Here is a 25,164-nt window from a genome sequence, read left to right on the forward strand (position 1 = left end):
CTTCAGAAAGAGAAATTGGAGAGAACATCGGGCATGCCGCCGGCAACGGCTTGCTGCTCGTTATCGTTAAGCCTGACGGCGTCCCAGATTTCGAAGTGAGTGCCCATGCCCAGCAGCATGACGTCCTTGGCCAGGCCGACAGCGGCGCGCAGTTCGGGCGAAATCAGGATGCGGCCGGCCGAATCCATCTCGACATCACAGGCGTTACCGAGGAAAATGCGCTGCCAGGCGCGGGCCGACATTGGCCACGCGGCGATTTTCTCGCGGTGCGATTCCCATACCGGGCGCGGGAAGAACAACAGGCAGCCATGGGGATGTTTGGTAAGCGTAAGGCGGCCTTCGCACTGAACTGCGAGTGCGTCACGGTGCTTGGCGGGGATGGACATCCTGCCTTTGGCATCGAGATTGATTGCGGACGCGCCTTGAAACACGGTTTATACCTAGCTTAGAGTTTGATGGATCGGTTTAGTTTGCGCGTCGGGGATCATGATTTATCTCCCACAAAACTACACTTTTCCACACAGTTGCCCACTTTAGAGGAAGCATCCTCTAGGGTCAAGCGGTTTCCGATTGGAAAACGGTAAATTTTCCAATGAAGTCAATGACTTAGCGCGTTTCCCTGAAGTGACGTAAAGTAAAAATATGTCGATAAATTAGGCACTTATCAAAGACAGTGAATGTGGCTTCTCAGCTGTACGGACGCTTTTATCCCCTAAAATAAATGTCCACAGTTCAATTTCTGCAACTAGCGCAGGGTACGGCGCGGCATTGCGCGATCAACCCGTCCGGGGTAGGATTTGAACGCAGGCCGGCCGTTTTAGCGGCCCTGGCGGACAGTGCCGCCACGCCACTTTCGGGAGAAAAGTCGTGAGCATCACCCTGGCGCGCACCCGCGCGCTATACGAACTCGGCGACGTGCAGGGCGCGCTCGAACGCAGCCGCGGGCGCTCGCCCGAGCTCGAAGCGTTCTACGAGCGCATGCTCGACACCGGCGCCGACCGCTTCGTCACCACGCCCTCTTCGACCGCCGCACTGGCGCCGCTGGGCGAGGAGTGTCCGAATTTCGCTGAAGTGGTGGGCGACCTGACGCGCTACCTGGGCCTGGCGCATGCCGGCGACGGCGGCTTCAACGTGATGCCGCTGTTGCTGCTGGGCGACCCGGGCGTGGGCAAGACCCATTTCGCCAAGCGGCTGGCCAAGGTGATGCAGACCGAGTGCGAGCTGATCAGCATGAACGCGCTGTCGGCCGGCTTCGTCATTACCGGCAGCTCGGCCAGCTGGAAGGGCGCCAAGTGCGGCAAGGTGGCCGAGCGGCTGGTGCGTGGTCAGTTTGCCAACCCGGTGGTGGTGCTCGACGAAGTCGAAAAGGCAACGGGCTCGTCGCAATCCGATCCGCTGGCGGCGCTGTACCAATTGCTCGAGCCGGAGACGTCGCGCGCCTTTCGCGACGAGTTCATCGACGTCGAGATCGACGCCAGCCAGATCTTCTGGGTGCTGACGGCCAACAGCACCGGCGGCATTCCGGCGCCGCTGCTGAACCGGATGGCGGTGTACGAGGTGCCGGCGCCGACCCTGGAGCAGGCGGCGGGAATTGCGCAGCGGATCTATGCGGGCTTGCTGCGCGAGCTGCACCTGGGAAAATACGACCCGCAACTGAACGGTGCCGTCATCGACAGGCTGGCCGGCGTGTCGCCGCGCGACATGCGCAAGACGCTGCTCGACAGCCTGGGGTACGCGGTGGCGGCGGGCCGCGACCAGGTCAAGGCGGAAGACATCCGCATCAAGCCGGGGGCGGGCAAGGCGCGGATCGGATTCTGAGGCCTTGCCGCGGTATCTTGCACCCGGACTGGCACCGATTTCGCGCGGCCAGGCACGTACATAAGCTATACTTTGGGCGGGTGCTCACACGCCGTGTGCAGCAGGCAAAGCGTCGGTCGGGCCGCCACGCGGATACCGCTTGCCCTCATGATCCCATCTGCCACCACATCGCATCGCCCCCTATCGCTCACCTTCAAGCGTTTTTTCGCCTCGAACAAGTCGAGCGGAATCGTTCTCATCGTTTGTACGCTGGTTTCGCTGCTGGTGGCCAACTCGCCATGGGGCGAGGGTTATCAGGCGTTGTGGCACCTGCAATTTCTCGGCATGAGCGTCGAGCACTGGATCAATGATGGCCTGATGGCGATTTTCTTCCTGATGGTCGGCCTCGAACTCGAACGCGAAATGTACAACGGCGAGCTGTCCGACTTTCGCAACGCCCTGCTGCCGATTTTCGCCGCGCTCGGCGGCATCTGCGTACCGGCGCTGCTGCACTTCAGCCTCAACGCCGGCTCGCCGACGCAAAGCGGGATCGGCATTCCGATGGCCACCGACATCGCCTTCGCGCTCGGCGTGCTGGCCCTGCTGGGCAGCCGGGTGCCCGCCTCGCTCAAGATATTCCTGACCGCGCTGGCCGTCATCGATGACCTGTGCGCCATTGTCGTCATCGCGCTGTTCTATACGAACACGCTGTCGATGGCCTATCTCGCCGGGGCGCTCGCCGTGTTCGTGGTGCTCGTCTGCATCAATCGATTCGCCCGCGTAATGGCGCTCGCCCCCTATCTCATCGGCGGCGCGCTGATGTGGGTGCTGATGCTCAAATCGGGCATCCACGCGACCATCGCCGGCGTGCTGCTGGCGTTTGCCATCCCGTTTTCGCCGCGCGAAGACGATCAGAAATCGCCGTCGCACCGGCTCGAGCACGCACTGCATGTTCCGACGGCGTTCTTGATTCTGCCGCTGTTCGCGCTGGCTAACACCGGCATCATCATCGCGGCCGGCTGGACCGAGCAGCTGGCTTCGCCGAACAGTCTCGGCATCTTTGCCGGCCTGATGTTTGGGAAGCCGATCGGCATCTTCCTGTTCAGTTTTGCCGCGGTGTCGTTTGGCCTGTGCAGGCTGCCGCTCGACCTCGGCTGGCGCCATGTGCTCGGCGCCGGGATGCTGGGCGGGATTGGATTCACGATGTCGATCTTTATCACCAACCTGGCGTTTGCCGGCCAGGCGGGCGACATCACGGCGTCGAAGATCACGATCCTGCTGGCGTCGCTATCGGCCGGCGTGTGCGGCTTCCTGTGGCTGAAGTTCTTTAGCCCGCCGTTGCCGACCGACACCGATCTCGACACCGTCGACTATGCAGTTCCGGCGCCACGCTGACCTGCGGATGTAGTGCGTTGGTCCGCGATTGCGTCGTAGCCTTGCGCAGAAAACTGCACGAAGCAAAAGCCGTGGCCGAACGGGTCCGCCATCAAGGCAAGCCTGCCCCAGGCGTGGACCGTGACGGCGGCCTCGAGTTGGGCGCCGGCGGTCAAGGCTTGCTGCACCGCAGCTGTCGATGTCTGCGACGACGACATCGAGATGCACCGGCGTCGAGTGGCGCCGATAGCTGCGCCGCGTGCCCGGCTGCACGCGTGCCGGCGGGCTTTTCGAGCAGATAGATGGGTGCGGGACCGCCGAGCAACTCGGCAACGGTGGGGCCCAGCCGCCGTCCGACTTCGAGTCCGAAGGCGGCGATGTAGAAGGCGATGGCGGCATCGAGATCGTCGACATCAAGGTTGACCACGACGTTCATCTGAGACTCCACAGACAAATGCAGCATGGGTGCGCGAGCGAACAGAAGGCCGTCGAAATGCGTGCGATTCTGGCATCATTCCAACCACGCCGTATACTACGAGGCTACATCATGAGCGAAAACCTGCCAAGCCAGCCCGTCCCTGACCGTTCGATCTACCTGCATGAGGAAATGGAAGTCGCTTACTGGATGAAAGAGCTTGGTGTCAGCAGGGATCAGCTGCGCGATGCCGTGCAGCAGGCCGGCACCGGTGCCACCGCTGTGAGAAATTTGCTTGGGTTGCATTGAGGGTTGAATAGCCAGCAGCACACCGGGGTCTGGCCGCACGGGGTTCGGCGTCGCCGTCAGACCCCGGACCCGGACGGCGCCCAGCCGCGCGAGCGTTCCACCGCCCTCGCCCACGTCGCCATCAGCTCGCGCCGCCGATCCTCCCGCATCAGCGGCTCGAACTGCTTTTCCGCCTGCCACTGCGCCGCCACTTCTTCGCGCGACTCCCAGAATCCGATCGCCAGTCCAGCCAGCCAGGCCGCGCCCAGCGCGGTCGTTTCCGTCACCTTCGGCCGCACCACCGGAACGCCCAGCAGGTCGGCCTGGAATTGCATCAGCAAATCGTTGCGCGCGGCGCCGCCGTCGGCCCGCACCTCGGTCACGGGGATGGCGGCATCTTTCTGCATCGCCATCAGCAGCTCCGCGCTCTGGTAGGCAATCGCCTCCAGCGCCGCCCGCGCAACATGGCCGCGGCCGCTGCCGCGCGTCATGCCGATCAGGGTGCCGCGGGCGTACGGATCCCAGTGCGGCGCACCGAGCCCGGCAAATGCCGGCACCAGGTAGACGCCGCCGTTGTCGGGCACGCTCAGCGCCAGCTCCTCGACGTCGCACGATTTTTCGATGATGCCCAGGCCGTCGCGCAGCCACTGCACCGTCGCCCCGCCCATGAACACGCTGCCTTCGAGCAGGTAGTCGGTGGCGCCGCCGACACGCCAGCCGACGGTGGCCAGCAGCCGGTTGTGCGAGGCGACCGCCTGCGCACCGGCGTGCATCAGCATGAAGCAGCCGGTGCCGTAAGTATTCTTGACCATGCCCTGGCTGTGGCAGGCCTGGCCGAAGGTGGCCGCCTGCTGGTCGCCGGCGATGCCGGAGACCGTTACGGGCGAGCCGAACAGGTCGGCGTGGGTGTGGCCCACCACTTCCGAACTGGACACGACCTGCGGCAGCACCTCGGGCGGAACATTGAACAGCGTCAGCAAACGCTCGTCCCACGCCACGTCGTGGATGTTGAACAGCATCGTGCGCGAGGCGTTGGAGACGTCGGTGACGTGGCGCCCGGTCAGCTTGAACGCGAGCCAGCTGTCGACGGTGCCGAACGCCAGCTCGCCGCGGCATGCGCGCTCGCGGGCGCCGGCCACGTTGTCGAGCAGCCAGGCAAGCTTGGTGGCGGAAAAGTAGGCGTCGAGTTCGAGACCGGTGGCCTGCTGGACAAGCGCGGCGTGGCCGTCGGCGCGCAGCCGTTCGCATGCGTCGGCAGTGCGCCGGTCCTGCCAGACGATCGCCGGCGCCACCGCTTCGCCGCTTTTGCGGTCCCACAGCACCGTCGTTTCGCGCTGGTTGGCGATGCCGATCGCGGCCACCTGCGCCGCGGACACGCCCGCTTCGCGCAGTACCTGGCGCGCGCAGGCGAGCTGGCTGGTCCAGATATCGCTGGCGTCGTGCTCGACCCGGCCGGGAACCGGAAAATGCTGCGCAAATTCGTGCTGGGCGCTGCCGCACAGGCTGCCATCGTGGTCGAACAGGATGGCGCGCGAGCTGGTCGTGCCCTGGTCGAGGGCGAGGATGTACTGTTTCATGAGCAGCTCCCCGATTGGCCCGTGGGCGCACACGCGCCGGGGCCGGAAATATGAAGTGAAGCAGGCCGATAGGCCGGATTTTGTTACGGCCGATGCCCTTGCGAACACCCGCTATGACAGCCATTCCTCTAGGCGCAGAATTACTCCTGCGCTCAAGCTCCCTACCCGCACGCTCCGCGAGCCGCCTCAACGCGTGCCTATTTGGGATTGCTCCAGATGGAGGTTACCGCGTTTCACCGTAACTTAATACGCTCGTCTCTGTGGCCCTATTCCTCGCCTTATACCTTGCGGCTTTCGGCGGACGGCCGTTAACCGTCATCCTGCTCTATGGAGTCCGGACCTTCCTCCCGCCGACGCATTACACGCCAGCCAGCGGCTGTCTGGCCTGCTTCACCGCGCCATTGTACCGCGCCACGGGCGGCGCCGGCGGAACGATCGGCCGAATGGCTGATAAGACGGCGCCTAGGCGTGCGGCGGCGGCGGCGCGGCGCGCGACACCAGCACCCGGTCGATGCGGTAGTTATCCATGTCGACGACCTCGAAGCGATAGCCGTTCCAGTGGAAATGGTCGGCCGGCTTAGGCACGTGGCCGAGCTCATCGAGCACGAAACCGGCCAGCGTCTGGTAGGCGCCGGACGCTTCGTCGGGGAACGCGGTGTGTTGTCGAGCTTGTCGCGCACCCGGTGCAGCGAGATGTCGCCGTCCATCAGCCAGCTGCCGTCGGCGCGCTGCACCGAATCGGCGTCGCGCTCCTCGACGCCCGGCACGTCACCGACCAGCGTATTCATCAGGTCGGCCATGGTGACCATGCCGCCGACCCTGGCCGTGTTCGTCCACCACCAGCGCCAGCTCGGCCCGGTGCGCGCGAAACTGTTCCAGCAAGTCCATCGCGCTGACCGAATCGGGGACGAACAGCACCGGTTTCATCGCCGCCAAAATGTCGATGCCGCCAAGCGAGTCGCGATGCACCGCCTGTTCCAACAGGTCGCGGGCACGCACTACCCCGAGGATATGCGAGCGGTCGCCGCGATAGACGGGAAAGCGGCTGTAGGGACTGCGCGCGATGCGCTCGAGGTTGCGCCTGGCGTCGTCGTCGATGTCGATCAGTTCGAGGTCGATGCCCGGCGTCATCACCCCGCTGAGGCGCTGGTCGCGCAGGCGCAGGGCGCGGGTGACGATCTCGTATGCATCCTTTTCGAGCACGCCGGCGGCGGTGCCCTCTTTGAGCACGCCGCTGATTTCCTCCTCGGTCGGCGCGTCGTACTTCGGCTTGTTCATGCCCAGCAAGCGAACGATCAGGTTGGTTGTCAGCGACAGGATCTTGACAAACGGCGTCATCAGGCGCGACAAGCCCTTCAGCGGCCGGCGATGGCGGTGGCAAAAAACTCGGGATTCTGGATCGCGATGCGCTTGGGCACCAGTTCGCCCAGCACAATCGACGCGAAGGTGATGCCGGCAACCACGATTGCCAGCGCAGCCGGCCAGGCGTACGGCGCCAGCAGTGGCACCGAGGCCAAATACGGCTGCAGCTTGGCAACCAGCGATGCCTCGCCGAAGGCGCCATTGAAAATCGAGATCAGCGTGATGCCGACCTGCACCGTCGAGAGCATGGCGCTGGGATCGTCAACCAACGCGAGCGCGGTGCGGGCGCCGTGACTGCCTTCGGCGGCGCGCTTTTGCAGCCGCGCCCGCTTCGCCGACACCAGAGCCAGCTCTGCCATGGCGAACACGCCGTTGAGCAAGATCAGTCCGAGGATGATGAATATTTCCATGGCAGACACGTCGAGCCGCTCGTCAAGCGTTAACCATAGAGGGCGGGCCAATCCGGCGTTTGAGCCAAACCAACCGTGTTCGTTCCTGGCGGCGTTGGCGGACGGCCGTCAACCGCCACCTTCCAATGGCTTGTGTCCACCAGCGCCTGTCTTGCCTGCTGGCGGCGCCGTCAGCTGCCGGAGAAAGCCCTTACCTGATCAGTTCAAGGCGACCTGGTCGGCCCGAATGGCGAAGATCTCGTCGATTATCTTGCCGATGTTCGTGCGAATAGCGCCTTCGTTGGCCAGGCGGAGACGTTCGGTTCCAATGAAGGACGAGTTCCATTCCGCCGTGTATGGCAGGCTAACCGTACGGTTCAGCACTTCCTTGCCGCTCGCGCGCGCCGTCAAGACGTAATTGACCGTTACAGTGACGGTCATGCTGACGCCGAACATCGGCTGCTCGACCTTTTGCATGTGCGCCGTCAACAGGTATTTACCCGCCTGCTTTCCCGCTGACAGCAAGCCGGCATCCTTCAACGACCCTTCCAGCGCCTGTTCGAACTCGCTGTTGCCCACATTGGATACCCACATCGGATTGGTTTCCTTGCCGCCGGAGACATCCTTGACGGCGACGTTGTTTCGCATCGGCGTGTTCGCAACGCGCTGCGCGGGGCTGACCTGGGCTGTCATCTGATCGGTCCGGGCAGGCGCCGCACAACCGGACAACAGGACCGCCGACAAAGTGAACAGCGAAACGAGGGAAATGGATTTCAGGATTTTCATGGTTTATTCCTTGCGAGCGAGGGGTGTAGCGGATGCAGACACCATTCCAGGGCATTTACGAATGACTGCCGATTGCTGAACTGCGTCGTATTCACCGCGCAGCCGGCCGTAATCGGCCTCTTGTTGCTTGGTGCCGCCTAGTGCGAATAGCGCTGGCCAGAACAGAATCACGCCAACGCCGGCAATGGCCTTGTCGTTGGACGCGGCGGTGTCGAGCCGCCCGCCGAGCTGCACAACGCGTGTCTGAATGCGCTGCGACTCGCTGGCGAGCTGGTCGCAATCGTAAGACTGGTATTGCATCGGCGAAGTGTAGGTCGGCGAAATATCCTTTGACGCCGTAGCGCATCCAGATAACACCAGACTCGCCGATACAGCGGCAATCGCTATTCTCTTCATGGTCTTCCCTTTATTTACGTCCTTATTGTGGAGAGGTGGCATTTTTTTATTGCCGAAACGACTTTAGTTCCTATTGGCAAGATGTGTCAATGGATATTATTTATTATTTGTTAACATGCGCCTCTATGTGGCGCGGACAACACTTCGTTCCGGTGATTTTTGAAATTTGGTGTCGCCATTTCAAAAGCCGGGTAGAAACGGCTCGCATAGAATGGCTGCTATACGCCCCAGTTCGCCTGGCGCCGATAACCACATAGGCAGACATGACCCACCCATCCCGCACCGGCGGCCAGATCCTGGTCGACGCACTCAAGATCCACGGCGTCGACACCGCCTTCGGCGTACCAGGCGAGAGCTTTCTCGACGTCCTCGACGCGCTGCACGACTCGAGCATCCGCTTCATCATCAACCGCCAGGAAGGCGGCGCCGCGTTCATGGCCGAGGCCTACGGCAAGATGACCGGGCGGCCGGGCATCTGCTTCGTCACGCGCGGGCCGGGCGCGACCAATGCCGCGATCGGCGTGCATACCGCCTACCAAGACTCGACGCCGATGATCCTGTTCATTGGCCAGGTCGGCCTCGACTTCATGGACCGCGAGGCGTTCCAGGAAATCGACTACCGCCGCATGTACGGCCAGATGGCCAAGTGGGTGGCGCAGATCGACCGCGCCGACCGCATCCCCGAATACATCGCGCGCGCCTTCCAGGTCGCCACCAGCGGCCGCCCGGGCCCGGTGGTGCTGGCGCTGCCCGAAGACATGCTGGTGGCGCTGGCCGCCGTCGCCGACACCCGCTGCTATCAGCCGGTGCAGGCGTCGCCGTCCGCCGCACAGGTCGACAGCCTGCGCACGTTGCTGGCCGCGGCGAAGAACCCGCTGCTGCTGCTCGGCGGCGGCACCTGGAATGCCCAGGCCTGCGCCGACGTGCAGCGCTTCGCCGAGGCGAACGACCTGCCGGTGGCGTGCGCATTCCGCTTCCAGGACCTGCTCGACAACGCGCACCCGAACTACGTAGGCGACGTCGGCATCGGCATCAATCCAAAGCTGGCCACGCGCGTCAAGAACGCCGACCTGCTGATCGCCTTCGGTCCGCGCCTGGGCGAAATGACCACCAGCGGCTACTCGCTGCTGGCGTCGCCGACACCGGCCCAGCAGTTGGTGCACATCCACCCGGACGCCGAGGAACTGGGCAGCGTGTACCAGGCCGACCTGATGATCGCCAGCGGCGCGCCGCAGGCAGCGGCGATGCTGGCGGCGATGGCGCCGGTGGCGGCCGACGCCTGGCGCCACACGGTGGCCGAGGCGAAAGCCGAGCTGGCGGCGTACCAGCAGCAGCCGCCGATTTTCCAGGACGGCAGCGCCCCGCTCGACCTGTGGCAACTGGTGCAGGAGCTGATGGCGGCCGCGCCCAAAGACACCATCATCACCAACGGCGCCGGCAACTACGCGACGTGGGCGCACCGCTTCTACCGCTATGGCGCCATGCGCACGCAGCTCGCGCCCACCAGCGGCGCGATGGGCTACGGCGTGCCGGCCGGGATCGCGGCCAAGATCATCGACCCGCAGCGCACCGTGGTCACCTTCGCCGGCGACGGCGAGTACATGATGAACGGCCAGGAGCTGGCCACCGCGGTGCAGTACAAGGCGGGCGTGATCATCATCGTCTTCAACAACAGCATGTTCGGCACCATCCGCATGCACCAGGAGCGCGACTATCCGGGCCGGGTGTCCGGCACGACGCTTTCCAATCCGGATTTCGCCGCGCTGGCGACGGCGTATGGCGCGAGTGGGGAAGTGGTGGCGCGCACCGAGGAATTCGGCCCGGCGCTGGCGCGCGCGCTGGAACACACGCGCACGCAGAAGCTGCCGGCGCTGATTGAACTGCGTTACGACGGCAACCTGATCACGCCGAATGCGACGCTCGAGACGATCCGCGCCAACGCTGAAAAAGCAAAGGCAGCCAGCTAGGCTTATTGCGGAGCGGCTTCGGTTAATGCAGGCGGCGGCGCCTCGGCGCCGATCAGGCGCAGCGTGAAGTCTTCGATGCCCAGTTCGGGCGGCAAGGGAACCGGCTGCTCGCCCTTGCCCAGTTCGCCCACCGGGCTGGTGCGAAACAGCGCGATCAGCACGATGAACAGGCCGCACAGCACGGTGCGCAGCGTGGCCGCACCGCGCACGACAATCTTATCGGTAGACAAGATCCGCTTGAAATACCCTGCAATCTTCATCGCCATCCCCCTGATGAGTCAACTCTGCTATGACTTATACCAGCGACAAAGTGCTGCGCGGCTGATCTGCTTCAAACGCGCGCATCACTTGTTGGCGGCGCGCTTCAGCCAGCGCATCAGCGCCCCCACCAGCGGCAACTTCTCGTACAGTTCCTCGGCCGCGTCCCAGTAGTCGCGGTGCATGACGACGGCGCCGGCGTCGTCGAAGCGGATGTGGGTGGAGCCGCGGATGCACTGGCGTTCGCGCGAGAAACGTTTCATGCGGAAAGCGAAATCCCAGGCCAGGAAGGCGTCGCCCCCTTGCAGGACGCGGGTGCCGACGGCGAAGCGCGGCTCGTCGACCTGTTCGTACATGTGGCGAAAGATCGCCGTGATCGGCACGATGCCGCGCACCTCGTTGAAGGGGTCCTTGAACTGCGCGTCGGGCGCGTAGATCGCCGGCAGCTGCGACAGCGATTCGAGGCTGAGCGTCTCGTAAAAGCGGACCAGCCGGTCGAGTTGTTCCTGGTGTTTCATAGCCCCGTCACCTTGTGGATCAGCCAGAAGTATGCGCGGTACGGCAGCAGGCGCGCAAGGCGCATGCTGTTGGTGAAGCGGCGCGGGAAGTGCACGTGGAACTGGCCGTGTTCGATCCCCTTGAGCATCGCCGCCGCCGCCTCGTCGGCGCTGATAATGGCCGGCATCGGAAAGTCGTTGTGGGCCGTCAGCGGTGTGTCGACGAAGCCGGGATTGATCTGATAGACGGCGATGCCGCGCGGGCGCAGGTCGAGGTACAGCGACTCGGCCAAATTGATCAGCGCCGCCTTGGTCGGCCCGTACACCAGCGCCTTCGGCAAGCCGCCGAAACCGGCCACCGACGCGACGATGCCAATGCCGCCGGCGCCCTGGCGCAGCAGCACCGGCAGCACCGCGTCGAGGCAGTTGAAGGCGCCGCGCAGGTTCAGGTCGACCATCGCGTTGGCCGCGGCCAGGTCGAAGCTGTCGGCGCGCATCTCGTTGTAGCCGCCGGCGACCACCAGCACCAGGTCGATGCCGCCCCAGGCGGCGACGATGGCGTCGCGCGCGGCCAGCACGCTGGCGTGGTCGGTGACGTCGAGCGGCAGCGCCAGCGCGTTTTGCGAGCCGGCGGCGGCGGCATCGAGCCTGGCGGCGTTGCGGGCCGACAGCGCCACCCGCGCGCCTTGGCGCAGCAGCCGGGCGGCAGCGGCGGCGCCGATGCCGGTCGAGGCGCCGATCATCCAGACGCGCTTGCCCGACCAGGAGTCGATGCGCGGATTCATCGCTTGGTGAACGACAGCGTCACGTGGCCAAGGTTGACGCCGAATTTGCTCATCGCGGTGCGGTTCAGCATGACCTTGCCGTCAATGAGGAACATCCAGTCTTCCATGTCGACGTTGTAGACCTTGTCGCCGACCGGCTGCGCCAGCACGTACTTCCAGCGCAGCGCGTTGCCGGACTCGATTCCTTCGGCCACGCCGACGACGTCCGGCGCCGTCGCGGTATAGGTTCCGGGGCCGGTCTTGCGGATCGTCCAGACGCGCTTTTGTGTGGTGCCGTCGGAGTAGGTGAAGTCTTCGTCGAGCGTGCCGGTGTCGCCGACCCAGCTGCAGCGCATCACGACGACGAAGCGCTTGACGACGTCGCCGGAGCGGTCCTGGAACATGCCGTGGGCGTCGAGGGTGCCGTTGAAATAGCGCTGGATGTCGAGGCGCGGGGACTCTTTCGCATACTGGTCCGGCTTGGGCGACGAACAGCCGCCGAGCGCCACACCGAGGGCCGCGCCGATCGCCAGCGCGCCGAAAAATCGTTTGGTATTCATGCTATCTCCTTATAGATCAACAATCGCGTAGCGGCGCGCGCCACAGCATGGCGGCGGCCGTCAGTTTCAATGCACACGGCAGCAGCGCGTACGCCCCCGCCAACGCGCCCACCGCGCCCTGCCCGCCCGGCACGTAGCCGAACCAGCCAAGCAGCGGCAGCGCAATGCCGGCGGCCAGCGCCAGCGTCAGTTGCACGCCCCAGTTCCACACGCCGAAATAGGCCGCCTCGCGCGAGCCGCCATGGCCGGCCTTGCCGATCACGCCGGCCAGCAGCGCCGGCGGCAGCGCCAGGTCGGCGCCAAGCGCAATCCCCGACAGCAGGCAGATCACGCCAAAGCCGACCGCGGCGCCGGGCGCCAGGCCAAACGCCCAGACGAATACCAGCGCCGAGGCCAGCATGGCGCCGGCCCACACGCGCGCCTCGCCGAAGCGGCGTGCCAGCGCGATCCACAGCGGCATCGACAGCGCCGCGGCGCAAAAGTACAGGATCAGGAAGGGGCCCGACATGGTGGCCAGGCGCAGGCGGTCGGCGGCAAAAAACAAGAACAGCGTGGCCGGGATGGCCGACGCCACCCCGTTGACCAGCAGGACGGCGAACAGCGCGCGAAAGCGCGGCTCGCGAAACGGCATGGCCAGCGAGCGCCAGTCCAGCGGCGCGGCGGCGGCGGTGGCGGCGGGACGGTCGGCCTTGGCCAGCAACAGCGCGCCGCCAAGGCCCAGCGCCACGGCGAACGCGATCGCCAGGGCGTCGTAGCCGGCGGCGGCGGTGACGCCGGCGGCCAGCACCACGCCGACCAGGCCGCACGCTTCGCGCACGCCGGTCACGCGGGCGCGCTCGCTCGGTGCGTGCGACAGCGCCGCGCCCCAGCTCTGGTGCGCGATGGTGGCCAGGCTGAAGCCAAGGTAGACCAGCATCAGGGTGGCGCCGAACCAGGCCAGCGTGGCGCCGCCCGCCATCGCCGGCGGGTTGAACAGCGCAATGAAGCTGGCCAGCAGCAGCGGCAGCGCCAGCGCCACGTAGCGCGCATAGGCGCCGCCGCCGCGCTCGATCCACCAGCCGAGCAGCGGATCGATGAAGGCGGCGGCGATGCGCGCGACCAGCAGAGCGGCGCCGATCAGCGCCAGCGGCAAGCCGGCGCGCACGGCATAAAACTGCGGCAGGTAAACGTAGATGGGCAGCGCCACCATGGCCAGCGGCAGGCCGAAGAAGCCGTAGTACAGCAGCTTGGGCAGGCCGAGCGCGGTCACGGCGGCGGCGCGGCGTTGGCCAGCAGCGCGGTGCGCAGCGCCGGCGCGGTGGTGGCCGGATCGAGCCAGATGCCGAAGAAGGCGCGCGCAAATGCCGGTTCGGCGATATTCCCGAGTGGTTTGCCGTCGAGGTAAAAGCGGGCGCCCTCGCCCGGCAGGTTGACGCCGGTGATGCGGCTGCCTTCGTTTACGTCGGGGAACAGCGCAGTCATCTGCGCCAGCCAGGCCTTGCGCTGTGCGGCGCTGCCGGCGCCGATCTTGGCCATCTGTTCGGCGCTGGCTTGGGCGATCTTGGCGCCATCGAGCTTGCGCGCGTAGCGCAGTTCGAGCGCGAACGGCGCCTGCGGCTGGTAGCCCTGCGGCCCGACCCACAGCTCGGCCGAGTAGATCTTCATGGTGAACCAGGTGAAGGTGCCGGCGCCGGCCAGGCGCGCCTGCGGGATCGACTGTTCGACGTGGCCGGGGACGGCGACGGCCTGCGCCAGAACGCACGCGCACGCCAGCGACAACAGTGCGACCAGGCGGCGCAGCGTGATCATTTCTTCACCAGCGTGAAGTGCATGACGTTGGTGTTGCCGGCCCTGAAGGCGGCCTCGCAATAGCACAGGTAAAATTCCCAGGTCAGGATGAAGCGCTCGTCGAAGCCCTGCGCGCGGACCGTGTCGAGCCGCGCGTGGAACACCTTGCGCCAGGCCGCCAGCGTGTCGGCGTAGTCGATGCCGAAGCTGAACCGATCGACTACTTCAAGGCCATGTGCGGCGGCCAGGCTGGCGAATCTTGACGGCGACGGCAGCATCCCGCCGGGGAAGATGAACTGCTGGATGAAGTCGGTGCCCTTGCGATAGCGCTCGAACAGTTCGTCGGCGATGACGATGGTCTGCACGCAGGCGCGCCCGCCGGCATTGAGGCTGTTGGCGATGCATTCGAAATAGCTCGGCCAGTAGCTTTCGCCGACCGCCTCGAACATCTCGATCGACGCCACCGCGTCGTAGCCGCCGACGCTGTCGCGGTAGTCGCGCAGGTGCAGGTCGACCTGGGCGGCAAGGCCGGCGTCGTCGATGCGCTTGACGGCGTACGCCAGCTGCTCGGACGACAGTGTCAGGCCAGTGACGTAGGCGCCGCGCTCGCGCGCCGCCATTTCGGCAAAGCCTCCCCAGCCGCAGCCGATCTCCAGCACCCGCGCGCCAGGGGCGAGCTGCAGCTGGCCGAGGATACGACGGTATTTTTCCGCCTGCGCCTTCTCCAGGCTGGCGCCGCTCGCGTCGTTGAACAGCGCGCTCGAATAGGTCATCGACGGATCGAGCCACAGCTTGTAGAACTCGTTGCCGATGTCGTAGTGGGCGTGGATGTTCTTCAGGCTGCCCGCCTTGCTGTTGCGGTTCAGCAGATGCTTGACGCGGTAGGCCAGGCTTCCCCACCAGCTGCCATACACCAGCGCTTCGATCTGGGTGCGGTTGCGCGCCAGCAGTTCGATCAGGCCGGCCAGGTTACTGGTCGTCCAGTCGCCGGCGATGTACGACTCGGCAAAGCCGATGTCGCCGGCGCGCGCCGACTGGGTAAACAGGTTCCAGTTCTTCAGCTCCAGCGCGATGGGAGACGCTCCGTGTCCGAAGTGGCGCACCTCGCCGTCGGGCGTGCGCAGCGCCAGCGCGCCGTGCTGCAGGTTCGACATCAGCTTGAGGAAGATGCGCGCCGCCGCCGGCGCCGGCGACGCGACGACCGCCTGGCCGAGGGTTTGGATGGATTCGGAAGTCATCGGGTTACCTTGTTTTGGGGTGGCGCAGGTTGGGAATGGAACGGGACGCGCTTGAGCCAGAGGCGCAGTGCCTGGATATGGATGCGGGCGACTACGCCGATGGTCATCAGCGGATACGTGAAGAAGGCGATGGCGACGCGCGCGCTGGTGATCGGCGCGCCGCTGCCGGAGACGCTTGTTTGCAGCAGCAGCTCGCCGGCGGTGTCTTCATGGTCGATGCGCGCCAGCGTCGCCTCGGCGGCGCCGCGCATCGAGCGCATGAAGCGGAAGCGGTAGCTGCCGTCGACCGGGAAAAACGGCGACACGTGGAACACCTTGCGCGCGCTGATCTCGGCGCCGTTGGCCAGGTCGCCGCCGTTATCGAGCAGGTAGAAGTGGCGCTCGCCGAAAGTATTGCGCACGTCGCACAGCACCGCGCGCAGGGCCCCGTCGGCGCGGTGGCAAAACCAGAACGAGACGGGATTGAAGACGTAGCCGAGCACCCGCGGCATCGCCTGCAGCCACACTTCGCCGTCGGCATCGAGCACGCCTTCGCGCGCCAGCAGCGCGTCGATCCAGGCGGTGAGCGGCGTGCTGCCGTCGCCGTGGTCGGCATCGTGGAACGACAACAGGTTGAAGCGGTTGCGCGCAAACAGCGCGCAGCGCGGGCTGGCAGTGCCCATCGCGCGCAGCGGCAGGCGCAGATAGTAGGCGCGATAGGCGAATGCGTTCGCCACCGGCCGCACGCGCTTGTGGCGGACCTGGCCGAAGCACAGCTGCGGCGCCGGCGCGGCGCCCCCGTCAGGCCGCATGCCGGCGCGATGCCATCAGCGATGTCAGCGACGCCGCCACCGCCAGGCCCGACTTGAGGCCATCTTCATGAAAACCGTAGCCGGTCCAGGCGCCGGCAAACCAGGTGTTCTGCGCGCCCTGGATCTGCGCCAGCGCGCCTTGCGCGGCCACCGCCGCCTGGTCGAACACCGGATGGGCGTAGTCGAACGAGGCCAGCACGCGCGCCGGATCGGGCGCGTCGATCGGGTTGAGCGAGACGATTACCGGCGTGGTGCAGGGCAGCGGCTGCAGCATGTTGAGCAGGTAGTGCACGCAGACGTCGGGCGTGGCCGCGGCGGTGCTCTGGTAGTTCCACGCCGACCAGGCCTTGCGGCGCGCCGGCAGGCAGCTCGCATCGGTGTGCAGCACGGCGCGGTTCTGCTGGTAGCGGATGGCCGACAGCAGGTCGCGCTCGTCGGCGCGAGCGTCGCCCAGCAGCGCCAGCGCCTGGTCGCTGTGACAGGCGATGACGACGTGGTCGAACTGCTCGATGCCGGCGTCGGTCTCGATGCGCACCGCGCGCGCGCCGCCGCTGCCGCGCAGTACCGAGCGCACCGGGCTATTCAGGCGGCAAGACGGGATCGCCGCCAGCATCTTGTCGACGTAATTGCGCGAGCCGCCCCTGACGGTGCGCCACTGCGGCCGCCCGCTGACCTGCAGCAGGCCGTGGTTGTGGCAAAAGCGCACGAAGGTCGACAGCGGAAACGCCAGCATCTGGTCCGACGGGCACGACCAGATGCACGCGGCCATCGGCAGCAAGTACCAGTTGCGGAACTGCGCGCTGTAGCCTTGCTGGTCGAGCCAGTCGCCGAGCGCCGCGTTCGGCATGGCGGCGCCCTGCGCCATCGCGCTCGCTTCGCGGTTAAAGCGCATGATGTCGCGCAGCATGCGCAGAAAGCGCGGGCGCAGCAGGTTGGCGCGCTGGGCGAACACGGTGTCGAGATTGGCACCGGCCCATTCGAGCATGGCGCCAGCGCCGAGCGGCAGCTTGACCGAGAACGACATCTCGCTGGGCGCGGTGTCGACGTCGAGTTCGTCGAACAGCTTGATCAGGTTCGGATAGGTGCGGTCGTTAAAGACGAGAAAACCCGTGTCGACGCCGAAGCTGGCGCCGTCGAGCGTGATGTCGACCGTGTTGCTGTGGCCGCCGAAATAGCTGCCCGCTTCCAGCAAGGTGACGTCGGCCGACGCCTGGGCGAGCCGGTACGCACACGACAAGCCGGAGATGCCGGCGCCTATCACCGCTATTTTCATGCCAACCCGCCTTCGTCATTGATCGATATTTGTCGTGGACAAAATGCTTACGAGGCCAATAATCCACCAAAATCGGACAAGAGTCAATTGTGTGTCCTAGACAAAGTAGTCGGGAGATGGTTAGATAGTGATACTTTGTAGCTGTCCGCGGCGCCGTCAGCGGCTTCGCAGTCCGAACGAACTGAAGCAATCTTTATAGACATACAAGATCCGACGCATTTGTCGTATTGTCGTCATCTCAATGTAGAATGCAGACAGCCGCCGACAGAGCGGCGTGTCCTGAACAGGAACCGACACTTTGACCGAGCCCGACATGACCAGCGCCCCCCTCACTGCCGTACTGAGCAGCATTAGCGACGTCGAACGCGACATCGGCGTTGCCAAGGAAACCCTGCGGGTGTGGGAGCGCCGCTACGGCTTCCCGCAGCCGCAGCGCGACGCCAATGGCGAGCGCGTGTACCCGGCCGACCAGGTGCACCGGCTGTCGCTGGTCAAGCGGCTGCTCGACCAGGGTTACCGGCCGGGCAAGATCATGACGCTGGGCGCCGAGGAACTGTCTGAACTGGGCAGCAAGCTAAGTCCGGCGACCCCGCACCGCGGCCTGGACGACCCGGAAATTCGCGCCTGCATCGCGCTGCTGCGCTCGCACAAGATTGCTGAACTGCGCCAGCGTCTGTCGCAGTCGATCCTGCTGATGGGGCTGCAGCGCGGCGTGACCGAACTGATCGCCCCGCTGACCTCGGCCGTTGGCGCGGCCTGGGCGCGCGGCGAAGTGGCCGTGTTCGAAGAACACCTGTTCGCGGAAATGCTGCAAGGAGTGATGCGCACCGCCATCGCCGCCGCTACCCAGCAGGCCGGCCACGCGCTGGCCACGCCGCGCGTGCTGCTGACCACGGTGCCGCAGGAACGCCACGGCCTCGGCCTGCTGATGGCCGAAGCGCTGCTGGCGCTGGAGGGGGCGCACTGCGTCTCGCTCGGCGTGCAGACGCCGCTTGGCGATATTGTCGAAGCGGCACTGTCGCAGCGCGCCGACATCGTGGCGCTGTCGTTTTCCGGCGTCACTTCGCCGCGCGCGGCGGTCGAGAATGTCAACGAACTGCGCACCCGCCTGGGCGACCGCGCCGAAGTGTGGGCCGGCGGCGCCGGCGTCGAAGCGGCGCGGCGCCACCTCAATCCTGCCAACGTGCTGAACCTGGGCGGCATTCCGGCGGCGGTGGCGCGCTGGCGTGCCCAGCATAGCGCGCTTGCCGCTTAAGCAACGCAGGCGGCGATGCACCGCCGTGCTCTGGTAAAATACCGGCCAGTCGATTCGTCGTGCCCGGCAGCGCCGGTCATGTGCATGCAGCGCCCGCCCCAAGACACCCATGTTCAGTTTTTTCAAGAAGAAACCGCCTGTTCCCGAAACAGCACCGCCGCCACCCGAGCCCGTCTTCCAGGCGCCGGTCGTCGCGCCGGCCGCGCCGGCCGTACCCGCCGTTGACTCCGCCGTGGCACCGACTGTCGCGCCGTCGACACCCTCGCGCCGCTACGGCACCACGTCGACCTTCATCGCGCCGCCGCTGGCCCCGCCGCGGCCAGCGCCGCTGCCTGTGCCGGTACCGGCGCCGCTGATCGTCGAGACGGCCGCGCGCCTCGGCAGCAGCGAAGCCGAACGCAAATCGTCGTGGATGGCGCGCCTGAAGGCGGGCCTGTCGAAGACGTCGTCGAACCTGAGCCTGCTGTTTGTCGGCGCCCGCATCGACGAGGACCTGTACGAGGAACTCGAGTCGGCGCTGCTGATGGCTGACGCCGGCATGGACGCCACCCAGTTCCTGCTCGACGGGCTGCGCCGCAAGGTCAAGGAAGACAAGCTGCTCGACGCCGCCGCCGTCAAGGGCGCGCTGAAGGTGCTGATGACGGACCTGCTGCGCCCGCTTGAAAAGCCGCTGGAACTGGGCCGCCACGAGCCGCTGGTGATGATGATCGCGGGCGTGAACGGCGCCGGCAAGACCACCACCATCGGCAAGCTGGCCAAGCACATGCAAAAGTACGACCAGTCGGTGCTGCTGGCCGCCGGCGACACCTTCCGTGCCGCCGCCCGCGAGCAGCTGATGGTGTGGGGCCAGCGCAATAACGTCACCGTCATCTCGCAGGAATCGGGCGACCCCGCCGCGGTCGCGTTCGACGCGGTCCATTCCGGCAAGGCGCGCGGCATGGATGTCGTCATGGTCGACACCGCCGGGCGCCTGCCGACCCAGCTGCACCTGATGGAAGAGCTGAAAAAGATCAAGCGCGTCATCGGCAAGGGCATGAACGGCGCGCCGCACGAGCTGCTGCTGGTCATCGACGGCAATACCGGCCAGAACGCGCTGGCGCAAGTGAAGGCGTTCGACGACGCGCTCGGCCTGACCGGCCTGGTCATCACCAAGCTCGACGGCACCGCCAAGGGCGGCGTGCTGGCGGCGATCGCGCGCACCCGCCCGGTGCCGGTGTACTTCATCGGCATCGGCGAGAAAATTGAAGACCTGCAGCCATTTAACGCCGACGAATTCGTCGAAGCGCTGCTCGGATAGGACCACATGATCGAATTTCGTTCTGTCTCGAAGCAGTATTCCGCCCATGCCATCGCCCTGCGCGAGGTCTCGCTCGACATCGCCAAGGGCGAACTGGTGTACCTGGCCGGTCCGTCCGGCGCCGGCAAGTCGACCCTGCTGAAAATGATCGCCGCCATCGAGCGGCCGACGTCGGGTTCGGTGCTGGTCAACGGCCAGGACATCGGCAAGCTGCGCAAGGAAGGCATTCCTTTCCTGCGCCGCAACCTCGGCCTGATCTTCCAGCAGCAAAAACTGCTGAACGACCGCAACATCCTGGCCAACACCATGCTGCCTTTATTAGTGACCGGCGCCTCCAAGGCGCAGGCCGAGCAGCGCGCCCGCGCCGCGCTCGACAAGGTCGGCCTGCTCGAGCGCGCCAAGGCGCTGCCGCTCGAATTGTCCGGCGGCGAGCAGCAGCGCGTGTCGATCGCGCGCGCCATCGTCAACCGGCCGCAGATCATCCTGGCCGACGAGCCGACCGCCAACCTCGACCGGGCCAGCGCCGACAAGGTGCTCGACGCCCTGCGCGCCTTCCACGCGGTCGGCGTGACGTGCATGATTTCCACCCATGACGAGTATGTACTGGACGGCGCGGCGCGCGTGATCCATCTCGACCATGGCCAGCTGGTACAGGAGCAATCATGAAGAGCTGGCTGCGGCAACACCGTTTCGCCATGATGGCGGCGCTGGGCAACGTCGGCAAGTCGCCGGGCAGCTTCCTGTTCAATGTGGTGGTGGTGGCGATTGCGCTGGCGCTGCCGTTTGCCGGCATCACCTTGCTCGACAATGTGCGGCCGATGTCGCAGCAGCTGTCGGTCGACCCCGAAATCAGCTTGTTCGTCGACGCCAGCACCACCCGCGAGCAGGCGCAGGCGCTGGCGCCGTCGCTGCGCGCGGTGCTGAAAGACCACAACGCGAAGATCGTATTCGTGCCGCGCGAACAGGCGCTCGAGACGCTGAAGGCCAAGAGCGGCCTGTCAGACGTGCTCGGCACACTGGGCGAAAATCCGCTGCCCGACAGCTACGTCATGACGCTGGGCGGTTTCAATAGCGCCGCCGAAGCGGGCAATGTCGATGCGCTGGCCGACCAGCTGCGCGCGCTGCCTGGCGTCGAGACGGTGCAGGTCGACTCGGCCTGGGTGCGGCGCCTGGCCGCCCTGCTCGGCGTGCTGCGCCTGGTGCTGCTGCTGCTGGCGCTAACACTCGGCATGGTGGTGATCGCGGTGGTATTCAACACGATCCGCCTGCAGGTGCTGACCCAGCGTGACGAGATTGCCGTTTCCAAGCTGATCGGCGCGACCGACCTGTTCATCCACCGGCCTTTCTACTACACCGGCGCGCTGCTGGGCCTGTGCGCCGGCGCCGTCGCGTTGGGCGCGGTGGCGCTGGCGCTGCTGCCGCTGAACACCGCGATCGCCGAATTCGCGCGCCTGTACGCCAGCGAATTCCAGCTGGCGCCCTTGGCGCCGCTGGCGATCGCCGCCCTGCTGGCCGTTAGCGCCGGCCTCGGCCTGGTCGGCGCCGTGCTGTCGGTGCAGCGCCACCTGGCCCGCCTGCACTAAAAAAGCTGGTGTCAGGTCTGACATTTGGACATTTCGCACGTGAAATGTCCGAATGTCAGACCTGACACCAGCGTTTTGTCGCCGGTTGATTATGAACGGCGTGCGGTGTCGTACGGCGCGCCTCCCTTGCGCCGGCTGTCGTATACTTCATGAGCGCTACCACGGCGCTTTCCCAAAGTACAACACGTTTGGTGTGATCCAGATCAATAGTGGACGGTGCCCGTCCTCTACAGTGTAAACGCGACAAATAGATACTCAAAAGCAATATTATCGCCTATCAGGGTCATAGTTCCTGGCGATTGGCACTCTATCAAAGAGAGTGCTAAACTATGTTTGCTGACGGGGAAACACAACCACCACCGTCGGCACCAGGGAACAAACGCTGCGAGCGCGCCGGGGAATTTTTCCTCCAGGCTGACGATCCGGCACTATCACAACGAGGCAACTACATGACGACGATGACCGCACAATCCGCATTGGTACCAACCGCCAATCGCGCTTTGGGCCTGGGCTTCACGGGTAACCTTGGCAATATCGACGCCTACATCTCGGCGGTGAACCGCCTGCCGATGCTGACCCACGAGGAAGAGATTTCGTTGGCCAAGCGCTTGCAGGAACAGAACGACCTCGGCGCCGCGCAAGAGCTGGTGCTGTCGCACCTGCGCCTGGTGGTGTCGATCGCCCGCGGCTACCTGGGCTATGGGCTGCCGCACGCCGATCTGATCCAAGAAGGCAACATCGGCCTGATGAAGGCGGTCAAGCGCTTCGACCCGAACCAGGGCGTACGGCTGGTGTCGTACGCGATGCACTGGATCAAGGCCGAGATGCACGAGTACATCCTGAAGAACTGGCGCCTGGTCAAGGTCGCCACGACCAAGGCGCAGCGCAAGCTGTTCTTCAACCTGCGCAGCAACAAGGTTGGCCTGGACGCGATGACCCCGACCCAGATCGACGCGCTGGCCAAGCTGCTCGACGTCAAGCGCGAAGAAGTGATCGAGATGGAAACGCGCCTGTCGGGCCGCGACATCGCGCTCGAATCGCCGACCGATGACGAGGACGACAAGTTCTCGCCGATCGCCTACCTGTCGTCGGACCTGTCGGAGCCGACCAAGGTGCTGGAAGCGCAGCAGGTCACGCGCCTGCAATCGGAAGGCCTGGAGACCGCGCTCGGCAAGCTCGATCCGCGTTCGCGCCGGATCGTCGAAGCACGCTGGCTGGCCAACGACGACGGCTCTGGCGCCACGCTGCATACGCTGGCCGAAGAGTTCGGCGTATCGGCCGAACGCATCCGCCAGATCGAGTCGGCCGCGCTGAAGAAGATGAAAGGCGCGCTGAGCGCGTTCATCTGACCGGCTGCATGCCGGCACAAAAAGGGCGCCTGTTACAGGGCGCCTTTTTTCATCGGGAGTGCGTTACCATGCTGGCATTGTCCATGCGGAACACACCATGAAACGAATCGCCCTGTGGGCCCGTTTGCTGTGCGCGTCAGTGCTGTACAGCCTGGCTGGCTGCGCCGGCACCGCGCTCGACCAGCCGCTGCGTGGCGGCAGCTTTCCGCTGGTCGAACGCCAGGCGGTGACGCTGGCGCCCGGCGTGGCGGTGCGCTACGACAGCTTCGCCGACAGCCGCTGCCCGAAAGGCGCAATGTGCATCTGGGCCGGCAAGGTCAGCTACAACTTCACGCTGACCAGCAAGGCCGGCGCGGAGAAATTCGCGCTCGATTACGAGGGCGAGCAGTACGTGTCCAAGACGCTGCCGGCGGTGCGCTTCGGCATTTCGTTCGCCGGCGTGAAGGAGCGGCCGCTGGCTGAACATGCCGTCGTGCTCGAAGTGACCATCGGGCAGAATCCGCAATAGCAAAGCGGTGACAATCGAAAAGATTGTGGCGCTAGCGCTTGCTTCCTGCCGGGAATGCCGGCGCTGCCTGCACCATGCAGCGCCAGCGGCGCCAGACGAACAGCGCGATGCCGATCGTGCCGGCCAGCGCGCACCAGGCCCAGACCTGGCCGTCGAACTGGCCGCGCACCGCCGCCGGCACCAGGAACAATGCGGCGCCGGCACCGGCGGCGAGCAGCAACGGCTGCAGTCGGTCAGCGACAACGCCGCGCGCATAGTCGCGCAGCAGCGCGCCGGCGAGCACCAGCGCGGCGCCGCACACGGCCAGCGCGCGCAGCATTTCACCGCCGGTGGCGCCCAGCACCCACAGCATCGCCAGCGTGACCACGCTAGCCAACGCCCACATCGCGCTAAACCGGGCGAGCAGGTACCTCGCCAGCGCGCGGTTGAGCTCGCGCGCCATCGGCGCCGCCGGCGACAGGCGCACCAGGCGCTGCTCGGCGGTACGGCCGTAGCAGCGCGCCGCTTCGTTAAAGGTCATCATCGCCAGGCCGAACAGCACTGCGCTCAGCACCAGGGCGCGCGTCATGGTCAGCCGTGCATGGGCGGTGCCGGTGCCCTGCACTTCGATCAGCACGCGGATCGCCACGCACACCACCACGAGCACCGCCAGCCAGCTGCGCGCGCCGCTGAAGGCGGCGGGACCGAGCACGCGCGTGAACGGCGGCTGGCGGCGCTGGCCGTTGATGCGGATCTCGCTGTGCAGGCGTACCGGCGCGCTCATTGCGTCACCTCGACGAACAGGTCGGCCAGGGTCAGGTGCTCGATGCGGATGGCCGGCTCGCGTTCGGCCAGCGCCAGCAACTCGCCGCTGGCCGCGCTGGTAACGATCTGGGTGATGCCGTCGAGATCCTTGGAGCGGCGCAGCTCGCCGCTGACGGCGAAGCGGTCCAGCAGACGGCCCGGCCCGGTGACGCGGCGCGCGCTTTGCAGCAATTCGTCCAGCCCGCCTTGCAGGGCAATCTTGCCGGTCTTTAGGAAGGCCACTTCCGACGCCACCCGCTCCAGGTCCGACAGTACATGGGTCGAGAACACGATCGTGGTGCCGCGCTCGATGAAGCCGTCGAACAGCTCGCGCAGGAAGTCGCGCCGCGCGGCCGGCTCGAGGGCCGACATCGGTTCGTCGAGCACCAGCAACTGCGGGTCATGCGCCAGCGCACGCACGATCGACAGGCGCTGCTTCTCGACGGCCGAGAGCTGGCTGATCGGACGCTTGCGCATGATCTTGTCGAAGCCCCAGCGCGCCAGCAGGCCCTCGACCTTGGCGCTGTTCCAGTGCGGATACAGCGTCTTGAAGTAATCGAGCATCTGCAGCGGCGACAGCCATTCGAACAGGTCGCAGGTGTGCGGCACGTAGGCCACTTTCGCCCGCGCCTGCGGCGACAGGTTGGCGGCCGGCTCGCCGAACACGCTGACGGCGCCGCCGTCGGTTTCCTGCAGCCCCAGCATGCAAGCGAGCAAAGTGGACTTGCCGGCGCCCTTGCGTCCCAGCAGCCCGATCACCTGGCCAGGCAGGATCTCCCAGTCGAGCTGGTCGAGGACCGGCTTGCTGGTGAACTGTTTCGAGATCGACGCTATCTGGATGATCGGTACGGTCATGACGCTTCTTTCAGTATTCTCGTGAACTCCATGCC

General features: G+C 65.7%; 28 protein-coding genes, 1 other RNA gene and 1 pseudogene. 10 read left to right on the forward strand and 20 right to left on the reverse strand.

Annotation, left to right across the window (positions count from 1 at the left end; all coding sequences use genetic code 11):
- Window positions 1-2: 2 nt before the first annotated feature.
- Window positions 3-431 carry a division/cell wall cluster transcriptional repressor MraZ gene (mraZ, locus tag CR105_RS09225; protein ID WP_099788139.1) on the reverse strand — a complete coding sequence of 143 codons (429 nt, stop codon included), beginning with the start codon at window positions 429-431 and terminating at the stop codon, window positions 3-5.
- A 436-nt stretch (window positions 432-867) separates the two neighbouring features.
- Here mraZ and CR105_RS09230 point away from each other — a divergent pair, with 436 nt between their 5' ends.
- The gene (locus CR105_RS09230; protein ID WP_099788140.1) at window positions 868-1,818 is read left to right on the forward strand and encodes an AAA family ATPase; all 951 of its coding nucleotides are present in this window, start codon (window positions 868-870) and stop codon (window positions 1,816-1,818) included.
- Window positions 1,819-1,965: 147 nt separating this feature from the next.
- Window positions 1,966-3,192 (forward strand): Na+/H+ antiporter NhaA, encoded by a 1,227-nt coding sequence (nhaA, locus tag CR105_RS09235; protein ID WP_099788141.1) that lies wholly within the window; start codon window positions 1,966-1,968, stop codon window positions 3,190-3,192.
- Between the two features lie 151 nt (window positions 3,193-3,343).
- On the opposite strand, the gene CR105_RS29340 is transcribed toward nhaA, so the two are convergent.
- The gene (locus CR105_RS29340) at window positions 3,344-3,607 is read right to left on the reverse strand and encodes a hypothetical protein (protein WP_307189619.1); all 264 of its coding nucleotides are present in this window, start codon (window positions 3,605-3,607) and stop codon (window positions 3,344-3,346) included.
- Window positions 3,608-3,718: 111 nt separating this feature from the next.
- Between CR105_RS29340 and CR105_RS09245 the strand changes: the two genes are divergently transcribed.
- On the forward strand, window positions 3,719-3,895 hold the full coding sequence (locus CR105_RS09245; RefSeq protein WP_099788338.1) for a DUF3606 domain-containing protein: 177 nt from the start codon (window positions 3,719-3,721) through the stop codon (window positions 3,893-3,895).
- A 56-nt stretch (window positions 3,896-3,951) separates the two neighbouring features.
- Here CR105_RS09245 and glpK read toward each other — a convergent pair whose 3' ends face one another.
- The 7 genes and pseudogenes from glpK to CR105_RS09270 form a co-directional block, all read right to left on the reverse strand.
- Window positions 3,952-5,451 carry a glycerol kinase GlpK gene (gene glpK / locus CR105_RS09250; protein WP_099788142.1) on the reverse strand — a complete coding sequence of 500 codons (1,500 nt, stop codon included), beginning with the start codon at window positions 5,449-5,451 and terminating at the stop codon, window positions 3,952-3,954.
- A gap of 53 nt (window positions 5,452-5,504) precedes the next feature.
- Window positions 5,505-5,843: RNase P RNA component class A (gene rnpB / locus CR105_RS09255), an RNA gene on the reverse strand.
- 70 nt (window positions 5,844-5,913) lie between these two features.
- The gene (locus CR105_RS29345) at window positions 5,914-6,057 is read right to left on the reverse strand and encodes a transporter associated domain-containing protein (protein WP_307189617.1); all 144 of its coding nucleotides are present in this window, start codon (window positions 6,055-6,057) and stop codon (window positions 5,914-5,916) included.
- Between the two features lie 162 nt (window positions 6,058-6,219).
- Window positions 6,220-6,582: a CBS domain-containing protein gene (locus CR105_RS29350; RefSeq protein ID WP_307189618.1), complete on the reverse strand. Its 363-nt coding sequence runs from the start codon at window positions 6,580-6,582 to the stop codon at window positions 6,220-6,222.
- A gap of 117 nt (window positions 6,583-6,699) precedes the next feature.
- Window positions 6,700-7,223 (reverse strand): annotated as a pseudogene (locus tag CR105_RS29355) (CNNM domain-containing protein); the annotation flags it as partial.
- A 198-nt stretch (window positions 7,224-7,421) separates the two neighbouring features.
- Window positions 7,422-7,988: a hypothetical protein gene (locus CR105_RS09265; protein WP_099788143.1), complete on the reverse strand. Its 567-nt coding sequence runs from the start codon at window positions 7,986-7,988 to the stop codon at window positions 7,422-7,424.
- A gap of 3 nt (window positions 7,989-7,991) precedes the next feature.
- The gene (locus CR105_RS09270; RefSeq protein WP_099788339.1) at window positions 7,992-8,384 is read right to left on the reverse strand and encodes a hypothetical protein; all 393 of its coding nucleotides are present in this window, start codon (window positions 8,382-8,384) and stop codon (window positions 7,992-7,994) included.
- Between the two features lie 263 nt (window positions 8,385-8,647).
- Here CR105_RS09270 and CR105_RS09275 point away from each other — a divergent pair, with 263 nt between their 5' ends.
- A complete protein-coding gene (locus CR105_RS09275; RefSeq protein WP_099788144.1) occupies window positions 8,648-10,351 on the forward strand; it encodes a thiamine pyrophosphate-binding protein in 1,704 nt (567 codons plus the stop codon).
- Window positions 10,352-10,353: 2 nt separating this feature from the next.
- On the opposite strand, the gene CR105_RS09280 is transcribed toward CR105_RS09275, so the two are convergent.
- The 9 genes from CR105_RS09280 to CR105_RS09320 all read right to left on the reverse strand — a co-directional run bounded on the left by CR105_RS09280 (window position 10,354) and on the right by CR105_RS09320 (window position 17,499).
- Window positions 10,354-10,581 (reverse strand): hypothetical protein, encoded by a 228-nt coding sequence (locus tag CR105_RS09280; RefSeq protein WP_131021670.1) that lies wholly within the window; start codon window positions 10,579-10,581, stop codon window positions 10,354-10,356.
- Between the two features lie 114 nt (window positions 10,582-10,695).
- Entirely contained in the window at window positions 10,696-11,127 is a 432-nt protein-coding gene (locus CR105_RS09285; protein ID WP_099788146.1) for a nuclear transport factor 2 family protein, read from the reverse strand.
- Entirely contained in the window at window positions 11,124-11,891 is a 768-nt protein-coding gene (locus tag CR105_RS09290) for an SDR family NAD(P)-dependent oxidoreductase (RefSeq protein WP_099788147.1), read from the reverse strand. The genes CR105_RS09285 and CR105_RS09290 overlap by 4 nt, the downstream gene beginning before the upstream one ends.
- Window positions 11,888-12,430, reverse strand: coding sequence for a DUF3833 domain-containing protein (locus tag CR105_RS09295; protein ID WP_099788148.1), 543 nt, complete (start codon window positions 12,428-12,430; stop codon window positions 11,888-11,890). Before CR105_RS09295 ends, CR105_RS09290 begins: the two co-directional genes overlap by 4 nt.
- A gap of 16 nt (window positions 12,431-12,446) precedes the next feature.
- Window positions 12,447-13,679, reverse strand: a complete 1,233-nt coding sequence (locus CR105_RS09300) for an MFS transporter (RefSeq protein ID WP_229413782.1) — start codon at window positions 13,677-13,679, stop codon at window positions 12,447-12,449.
- Window positions 13,676-14,218 carry a chalcone isomerase family protein gene (locus CR105_RS09305; RefSeq protein WP_099788149.1) on the reverse strand — a complete coding sequence of 181 codons (543 nt, stop codon included), beginning with the start codon at window positions 14,216-14,218 and terminating at the stop codon, window positions 13,676-13,678. Before CR105_RS09305 ends, CR105_RS09300 begins: the two co-directional genes overlap by 4 nt.
- Window positions 14,215-15,435 (reverse strand): SAM-dependent methyltransferase, encoded by a 1,221-nt coding sequence (locus CR105_RS09310; protein ID WP_099788150.1) that lies wholly within the window; start codon window positions 15,433-15,435, stop codon window positions 14,215-14,217. The genes CR105_RS09305 and CR105_RS09310 overlap by 4 nt, the downstream gene beginning before the upstream one ends.
- On the reverse strand, window positions 15,432-16,226 hold the full coding sequence (locus tag CR105_RS09315; RefSeq protein ID WP_099788151.1) for a DUF1365 domain-containing protein: 795 nt from the start codon (window positions 16,224-16,226) through the stop codon (window positions 15,432-15,434). The genes CR105_RS09310 and CR105_RS09315 overlap by 4 nt, the downstream gene beginning before the upstream one ends.
- Entirely contained in the window at window positions 16,216-17,499 is a 1,284-nt protein-coding gene (locus tag CR105_RS09320) for an NAD(P)/FAD-dependent oxidoreductase (RefSeq protein ID WP_099788152.1), read from the reverse strand. The genes CR105_RS09315 and CR105_RS09320 overlap by 11 nt, the downstream gene beginning before the upstream one ends.
- A gap of 313 nt (window positions 17,500-17,812) precedes the next feature.
- Between CR105_RS09320 and CR105_RS09325 the strand changes: the two genes are divergently transcribed.
- The 6 genes from CR105_RS09325 to CR105_RS09350 all read left to right on the forward strand — a co-directional run bounded on the left by CR105_RS09325 (window position 17,813) and on the right by CR105_RS09350 (window position 23,491).
- Window positions 17,813-18,754: a MerR family transcriptional regulator gene (locus CR105_RS09325; RefSeq protein WP_099788341.1), complete on the forward strand. Its 942-nt coding sequence runs from the start codon at window positions 17,813-17,815 to the stop codon at window positions 18,752-18,754.
- Window positions 18,755-18,863: 109 nt separating this feature from the next.
- Window positions 18,864-20,051 (forward strand): signal recognition particle-docking protein FtsY, encoded by a 1,188-nt coding sequence (ftsY, locus tag CR105_RS09330; RefSeq protein ID WP_099788153.1) that lies wholly within the window; start codon window positions 18,864-18,866, stop codon window positions 20,049-20,051.
- A 6-nt stretch (window positions 20,052-20,057) separates the two neighbouring features.
- Window positions 20,058-20,717, forward strand: coding sequence for a cell division ATP-binding protein FtsE (locus CR105_RS09335; protein ID WP_099788154.1), 660 nt, complete (start codon window positions 20,058-20,060; stop codon window positions 20,715-20,717).
- Window positions 20,714-21,634, forward strand: a complete 921-nt coding sequence (gene ftsX, locus CR105_RS09340; RefSeq protein WP_099788155.1) for a permease-like cell division protein FtsX — start codon at window positions 20,714-20,716, stop codon at window positions 21,632-21,634. Before CR105_RS09335 ends, ftsX begins: the two co-directional genes overlap by 4 nt.
- Window positions 21,635-22,083: 449 nt before the next feature.
- Window positions 22,084-22,983: an RNA polymerase sigma factor RpoH gene (gene rpoH, locus CR105_RS09345; RefSeq protein WP_099788156.1), complete on the forward strand. Its 900-nt coding sequence runs from the start codon at window positions 22,084-22,086 to the stop codon at window positions 22,981-22,983.
- 97 nt (window positions 22,984-23,080) lie between these two features.
- Window positions 23,081-23,491, forward strand: a complete 411-nt coding sequence (locus CR105_RS09350) for a hypothetical protein (protein ID WP_099788157.1) — start codon at window positions 23,081-23,083, stop codon at window positions 23,489-23,491.
- A gap of 31 nt (window positions 23,492-23,522) precedes the next feature.
- Here CR105_RS09350 and CR105_RS09355 read toward each other — a convergent pair whose 3' ends face one another.
- Window positions 23,523-24,254 carry a hypothetical protein gene (locus CR105_RS09355; protein WP_099788158.1) on the reverse strand — a complete coding sequence of 244 codons (732 nt, stop codon included), beginning with the start codon at window positions 24,252-24,254 and terminating at the stop codon, window positions 23,523-23,525.
- The gene (locus tag CR105_RS09360) at window positions 24,251-25,129 is read right to left on the reverse strand and encodes an ABC transporter ATP-binding protein (protein WP_099788159.1); all 879 of its coding nucleotides are present in this window, start codon (window positions 25,127-25,129) and stop codon (window positions 24,251-24,253) included. The genes CR105_RS09355 and CR105_RS09360 overlap by 4 nt, the downstream gene beginning before the upstream one ends.
- Between the last annotated feature and the right edge of the window lie 35 nt (window positions 25,130-25,164).

The organism is Massilia eurypsychrophila, assembly GCF_002760655.1.
In the GTDB taxonomy this organism is placed as follows: Bacteria; Pseudomonadota; Gammaproteobacteria; order Burkholderiales; family Burkholderiaceae_D; genus JAFCUW01.